Source organism: Butyrivibrio sp. XPD2002, assembly GCF_000423945.1.
Classification (GTDB): Bacteria; Bacillota; Clostridia; order Lachnospirales; family Lachnospiraceae; genus Butyrivibrio.
Genome location: NZ_AUIY01000018.1, coordinates 134,582 through 141,263 on the forward strand (window position 1 = coordinate 134,582; position 6,682 = coordinate 141,263).

Here is a 6,682-nt window from a genome sequence, read left to right on the forward strand (position 1 = left end):
AAGAAGAATTCGACCCAGGATTTTTTTCATTACCTACTCCTTTAAGCTCAGAACCGTCACTATTATTTTTCGTCTTTAGCTTCTTCAGGCTTTTCCTCTACCGGTGCCTTAGGCAGAAATTCAGAAATCTTATTTTTTTCAAGCATCGTGTAAACCCATCTGCGAATCAGGTCGTAAATAACTGCAAATACCGGTACTCCTGCGATAATTCCCACAATTCCGAAGAGCCCACCGAACAATGTAATTGAAAACAGTACCCAGAAGCCTGTAAGTCCCACGCTCTCAGACAGAAGCTTTGGTCCAAGGACGTTTCCATCAAAGAGCTGCAAAAGAACTACAAAAATAACAAAGAACAGACAGCAAATGGGCGAATCCATAAGAATAATGAGTGCTGATGGAATTGCACCTATATACGGCCCGAAAAACGGTATGATATTGGTAACTCCAACGACTACCGCGATCAGCACCGCATTATGCATGCCCATTGTCAGCTGTAAGATCAGGCAGAATACATAGCAGATAAGTCCGACTATCGCGCTATCAAGCACCTTTCCACCAAAGAATCCAACAAAGGTTTTATCTATAAATACGAATTCGTCCACAATCTTCTCAGCTATATCACGCGGAAACAGTGAATAAACAATCATCTTTGCCTGACGTGCAAAGGTTTCCTTATCAAGCAGAATATAAATACAGATAATTACGCCTATGAGAAGGTTATAAAGTACTCCAACAAATGATCCAAAGACACCCAGAGCGCCACCTAAGGCGTCTGTAAGCCCCGGAAGAATGCTGTTTTTAATCCATTCAGGTCCGCTTGTTTTCACAGTACTCAGGCCTTTTTCAATATATCCGCCAATCTCCGGATAGTCCGCGGTAAGTTGTTCTACAGTCTGATCAAGACTTGTCACAACCCCGGGAATTGCCTGCGCTATGGACATCAAGCTGTCTACCAATGCAGGAATGATCATTGTAAGTAACAGATATATAGCCAATACAACTGCAAATAGCACCAAAATAAGTGCCAGAGCCTTAACCATGCCGGTTTTCTTGCCCTTAAACAGCTTCTCCAGCTTCGCTGCTATCCAGTTGTAAGGTGTTTTTAAAAGATAAGCGATAACTCCGCCGTATATAAATGGCTTTAAGATAGACGCGATCGTACTTAGCCCTCCGCTAAATCCATCGAATCTGAAAATCAAGAAGAAAAAGATAATAGATAATCCAAGCCCTAAAAACAGGGGCATTGCCACCTTAAATGATTTTTTTAAGAATTCTCTCATAATGTTATTATTCCTCCTGTCCAATCAAAACAAAGGATATTTATATAATACTATTAAAGCACACCTTCGGGCAATTCAGGTCATAATCCCAGCTGTGATAGGCGCCGCCTTCACAGAAATCTCTATCCTCACAGGCCATGCACTTCTCATTCTTACTGGCAAGTGGTTCTCTGAAAATTTTGAACCTGTTCAGCCACACATCCTTAAAGTTATCTTTGTAGATATTTCCCTGGATTGTTTCGGGTCTTCTCTCTATATCAAGGCATCCCATTATGTCTCCATTACAGGCTATACTTGCGGTATAAAGCCCCGCATTGCAAAGGAAATACCAGTCTCTTACTTCCCTCTCGAATTTCAGTCCAAGATAATGCGAGCACCCATAAAGCACAGGATATTCCTGCTCTCTTTTATCCTTGATATATCTAAGTAGCTTTTTATGCTCATCCATCGTCAGCGCCAGATCTTCATGCTCCAGGGCTCTTCCTATAGGCTCCATCCCCAGTAATCTCCATGAATCAATATCCATGGTAAGGAGAATCCCGAAAATATCATCGAGTATATCTACATTTTTCTTAGATACAACTGTCGTGACCTGTACATGATCAAAACCGGCAGCTATAAGGTTCTCTATTCCCTCTATTGCCCGTTTAAATCCGCCTTTTGTTCTTCTGAATTCATCATGAATTTTTTCTGTACCGTCAATGCTTATTGAAACCGTCTTCATTCCCGCTTTTTTCAGGTGTTCTGCGGTATCACGATCTATCAGAGTGCCGTTACTTGTCATTCCCCAGGAAAAACCCAGATCCTTCGCATACTCCATTATTTCAAAGAAATCTGTTCTGAGAAGCGGCTCTCCGCCCGTAATGCAGAGCATCGGAAGCTGAGCAAAATCCCGCTTTATCTGTCTTAAAAGTTCAAAATAATCCTCTTTTGAAAGCTCAGGCGACTTCACCTCACCGCACCTGCTTCCGCAGTGTACGCAATTTTCATTGCATCTCAGGGTTAACTCAAAGAAGAGCCTTCGCAGCTGCGGGCTCTTCCTTAATTCCTGTCGATAATTATGTAATTCTCTCAAATCCCTGATTTTCTTTTTTTCGATATCATTCAGGTTTTCTGTATGCATAACAAATTCAGTCTTTCTGCGTAATTTATTTAGAAGCTTCGCCTTCTATATTTACCTCAGCCACGATAACCTCATCTTCGCTCTGGCTGCTTATTTTCTGCGCATCATTGACCTTTGACATACCCTCCGGCGGGCCATAGCCACATGCATTGAAATTCATCGCTGCAGCAAAAACTGAACCTACGATCAGTGCCTTCTTTAATGATTTTTTCATTGCAGCCTCCTCAATCTTATTTATCGAAATAATGATAACATTCCTAACCAACTATTTCAATTTAGGGCATATTTCCTTGATAAGTTTTTCTGCCAAAACAATATCCGGTGAATCCTCACGATAAATCCCGTAAATATCCCAGGTGTAAGCATCCTTTATTTTAATAGCCTTCACATGGCTGTCTTCCCTGAGAAAACACGGAGCAATCCCTATTCCCACCTTGTTTTTAACAAGACAGTAGATGGACTCTCCCTCTCCGACCTTGGCCACAATAGTTGGATTGAATTCCTCCATATGGCACGCATTCAGAAAATCCCTGTAAATATGGTAATTTTCATTCATGGAAATTATCCGTTCATCCTTTATCTCTAAAAGGGTAACCTCCTCTGCATCCCACAGCCTATGGCCTTTGTATACGTAAAGGACAACCTCGAGGGAATTTAAGCGCACGGCCTTTAATCCCATATTTTTAGGCATTCCAACCACGATTCCAAAATCTATGTCACCATTTGCAACCTGATGCCGTACATCAGCATTTACCTGTTCACGCCAGCTTCCTGCGATCTCCGGGCAGTTTTCCATGAATTTTCTTATATTTGCAATGTCTAAGACACGCATGGTACCAAGTGAAAATCCGATCTTGAAACGCTTATCCTTACTGCCCTCAGCCTGAATCGAACTAAACATTTCATTCAGATTCTTAGTGACTTCCTTGGATTTTTCATAAAAAATCTTACCACTCTCAGTGGGTATCAGGCCTTCCTTAGTGCGCACAAACAGCGCTGTTCCGCATTCCTCCTCCAGGGACTTGATAATCTTGCTTAGTCCCTGCGGTGACAGAAACAGCTTATTGGCTGCAGATGTTATATTTTTCTCTTCATATACGATTTGAAAACACTTAAAGTTTTTTGTATTCATAGAAAAATGATAAAACAACAATCCCTGTAAGGCAAATCTATATTGTCTTACAGGGACTGTGAATATCATTCTTTATGAAAATCAGATGTTATTTGCTACTTCAAATGCATCCCAGATTGCATACATGATGTTAGAAACCTGTCTTGCATCACCTAGCAGATATATCTCATCAACGTCATTCTTGTACTCGTTGTAAAGTGTGTTTTCGCTTGCGTATCCTACGCAGAGAACCACGCTGTCTGCCTTGATTTCCTTTGTCTGTCCGTCAGCCTCAGCCTTAAGAACACCGTTCTCAAAAGCAGTTACCTTAGCACTTGTTACAACATCAATTCCGTTGAAAGGAATAAGTCTCTCAAGCATCTCCTTATTAGCGGAGCAGATAGGTCCGTTTACAGCCATAAGCTTATCAAGAGCCTCAACGATTGTAACCTTCTTGCCATTCTGTGCAAGATCAAGCGCAAGCTCACAGCCTACAAGACCGCCACCTACAACTACAACTTCCTTGCCGGGATCCTTCTGCTTAAGAAGTACCTGCTCTGCTGAGTAAACCTTCTCATCATCGCCAAGGGAGAACATCTTGGGTCTTGAACCGGTCGCAAGGATTACTGAATCAAACTGAGCATCAAGGATTTCCTTATCTGTTGCTTTTGTTGAAAGATGTACTTCAACGCCAAGTCTTTCAAGCTCATCTGTGTACCACTGAGCAAGAGCGATGTCGTCCTCCTTGAATTTAGGAGCACCACCGGGAATAAGGTTACCTCCAAGCTGGCTTGATGCTTCGTATACAACAGGCTCATGGCCTCTCTCAGCCAGTACTCTTGCAGCTTCGCAGCCTGCAACACCACCACCTACGATAAGCACCTTCTTTTTCTTAACGATAGGATTATAAGCGTTAAGCTTCTCCTTACCACACTGAGGGTTAACTGCACAGTTGATAAGTGAATATGTCTGAATACGTCCCATGCAGCCTTCCTGGCAGCTAATGCAGGGACGAACCTGTTTAAGAAGTCCTCTGCGGATCTTGTTAACGATATCAGGATCTGCAAGTGTAGGACGACCCAGAGAGATCATATCGCATATATCATTCTCGATACACTCTGTAGCTGTATCGGGATTGTCAACACGTCCAGCCATGATAACAGGGATATTTACGTTATCCTTTGTAATCTTGGCAAATTCCTTGTAAGGAGCCTTCTCCATGTACATCGGGGGATGATTCCACCACCATGCATCGTATGTTCCTGCATCTACGTCAAGAGCGTTGTAGCCGAACTTCTCAAGAAGCTTTGCTGCTTCGATACCTTCTTCGATATCACGGCCTTTTTCTTCGAATTCTTCTCCGGGAAGTGCACCTTCTCTGAAGTCCTTAACCATGCTCTTAAGTGAAAATCTCATGGCAACAGGGAAATCCCAGCCACAGGTCTTAGCTATTTCTTCACGGATTTCCTTAGCAAAACGAAGTCTGTTCTCAAGTGATCCGCCGTACTCATCAGTACGCTGATTGAAGAATGAAATTGCAAACTGATCTATAAGATAGCCCTCATGAACAGCGTGGATCTCAACACCGTCAAATCCGGCTCTTTTAGCGTTATATGCGCCTTTTCCGAAGCTTTCTACGATTCCGTGGATTTCTTCCTTCGTAAGAGGTCTACAGGTCTTATCGAGCCATCTGTGAGGAATGGGTGATGCTGAAACAGGCGGAAATTCTCCAAGGTTTGTGGGAATTGTTACACGGCCAAATCCACCACTCATCTGAAGGAAAATCTTTGCCCCGTAAGCATGTACACGCTCTGTCATCTCACGGCTTGTTCTTACGAACTGTACCGGATTATATGTGCTGTTAGGTGTGTTGGGGAAAGAAGGCTTCTCAACCTCTGTATCAGAAAAAGTAACACCTGTGATGATAAGACCGATACCACCCTTAGCTCTTCTGGTGTAGTACTCGATTCCACGGTCATTCCATCCGCCTTCGCAGTCACCAAGACCAAGAGGTCCCATAGGCGCCATAGCATAGCGGTTCTTAATCTCAAGATTGCCAATCTTAAGGGGTTCAAAAAGTTTTGGATATTTCATAGTTTTCTCCTACCTCTGAATATAGTTTTCGAACAACTCTATCAACAAGTCATTATTCTTCCTATATTTTAACTGTGTAGGCGAAAGCTTCTCCATCAACAAATAGTTTCCGTGCCTCAACATTTATTTGATGAACAGAAATAACCATCATATTTAAAGTTTCTGGGTAAATTTGAAGATTATCACTAGAAAAATTAATAAAAAAAGATGCCTAGACTCGGAATCGAACCAAGGACACGAGGATTTTCAGTCCTCTGCTCTACCAACTGAGCTATCTAGGCATACTTGAGTAGCGGGGACAGGATTTGAACCTATGACCTTCGGGTTATGAGCCCGACGAGCTTCCAGACTGCTCCACCCCGCGTTATTTAGTTGAATGGATGGCGGTGGATTCGAACCACCGAAGCAATTTGCAGCAGATTTACAGTCTGTCCCCTTTGGCCACTCGGGAAGCCATCCATATAAAAGAGCCGATGAGCGGACTCGAACCGTTAACCTGCTGATTACAAATCAGCTGCTCTGCCAATTGAGCCACATCGGCTTATTAAAAATGGGGCCTATAGGGCTCGAACCTATGACCCTCTGCTTGTAAGGCAGATGCTCTCCCAGCTGAGCTAAGACCCCATGTTTTAAACAAATATTAGATTATGAACGACCCGAAGGGGGTTCGAACCCCTGACCTCCGCCGTGACAGGGCGGCGCTCTAACCAGCTGAGCCACCGGGCCAAATACTCTGTACCTTCAAAACCGAACACTGAATTTCATCTTGATCCGTTAAATCTTTTGTTCTATATCCTTTTTGGACAAGCCCTCGACCTATTAGTACACATCAGCTGAACATGTTACCATGCTTACACCTTGTGCCTATCTACCTCATAGTCTCTAAGGGGTCTTACTGCCGAAGCAGGGATATCTCATCTTGAGGGGGGCTTCACGCTTAGATGCCTTCAGCGTTTATCCCTTCCGGACTTGGCTACCCAGCCTTATGCATCTGGCGATGCAGCTGATACACCAGCGGTCCGTCCATCCCGGTCCTCTCGTACTAAGGACAGCTCCTCTCAGATATCCTACGCC

General features: G+C 43.4%; 5 protein-coding genes, 6 tRNA genes and 1 rRNA gene. All 12 read right to left on the reverse strand.

Going from position 1 to position 6,682, the window contains the following annotated elements:
• Window positions 1-62: 62 nt before the first annotated feature.
• Complete coding sequence (locus tag G587_RS0110750) at window positions 63-1,280, reverse strand: AI-2E family transporter (protein WP_051200964.1); 1,218 nt, start codon at window positions 1,278-1,280, stop codon at window positions 63-65.
• Between the two features lie 40 nt (window positions 1,281-1,320).
• A complete protein-coding gene (locus G587_RS0110755; RefSeq protein WP_035786372.1) occupies window positions 1,321-2,403 on the reverse strand; it encodes a radical SAM/SPASM domain-containing protein in 1,083 nt (360 codons plus the stop codon).
• Window positions 2,404-2,428: 25 nt separating this feature from the next.
• A complete protein-coding gene (locus G587_RS0110760; protein WP_026492246.1) occupies window positions 2,429-2,617 on the reverse strand; it encodes a hypothetical protein in 189 nt (62 codons plus the stop codon).
• 51 nt (window positions 2,618-2,668) lie between these two features.
• A complete protein-coding gene (locus tag G587_RS0110765) occupies window positions 2,669-3,535 on the reverse strand; it encodes a LysR family transcriptional regulator (protein WP_026492247.1) in 867 nt (288 codons plus the stop codon).
• Window positions 3,536-3,616: 81 nt separating this feature from the next.
• Window positions 3,617-5,608, reverse strand: a complete 1,992-nt coding sequence (locus G587_RS0110770) for an oxidoreductase (RefSeq protein ID WP_026492248.1) — start codon at window positions 5,606-5,608, stop codon at window positions 3,617-3,619.
• A gap of 208 nt (window positions 5,609-5,816) precedes the next feature.
• Window positions 5,817-5,889 (reverse strand) — tRNA-Phe (locus G587_RS0110775).
• Between the two features lie 9 nt (window positions 5,890-5,898).
• Window positions 5,899-5,972 (reverse strand) — tRNA-Met (locus G587_RS0110780).
• Window positions 5,973-5,985: 13 nt separating this feature from the next.
• Window positions 5,986-6,067 (reverse strand) — tRNA-Tyr (locus tag G587_RS0110785).
• A 9-nt stretch (window positions 6,068-6,076) separates the two neighbouring features.
• Window positions 6,077-6,149, reverse strand: a tRNA-Thr gene (locus G587_RS0110790).
• Between the two features lie 10 nt (window positions 6,150-6,159).
• Window positions 6,160-6,232: transfer RNA gene (locus G587_RS0110795), tRNA-Val, on the reverse strand.
• Between the two features lie 28 nt (window positions 6,233-6,260).
• Window positions 6,261-6,334: transfer RNA gene (locus G587_RS0110800), tRNA-Asp, on the reverse strand.
• 73 nt (window positions 6,335-6,407) lie between these two features.
• Window positions 6,408-6,682, reverse strand: a 23S ribosomal RNA gene (locus G587_RS0110805); the annotation flags it as partial.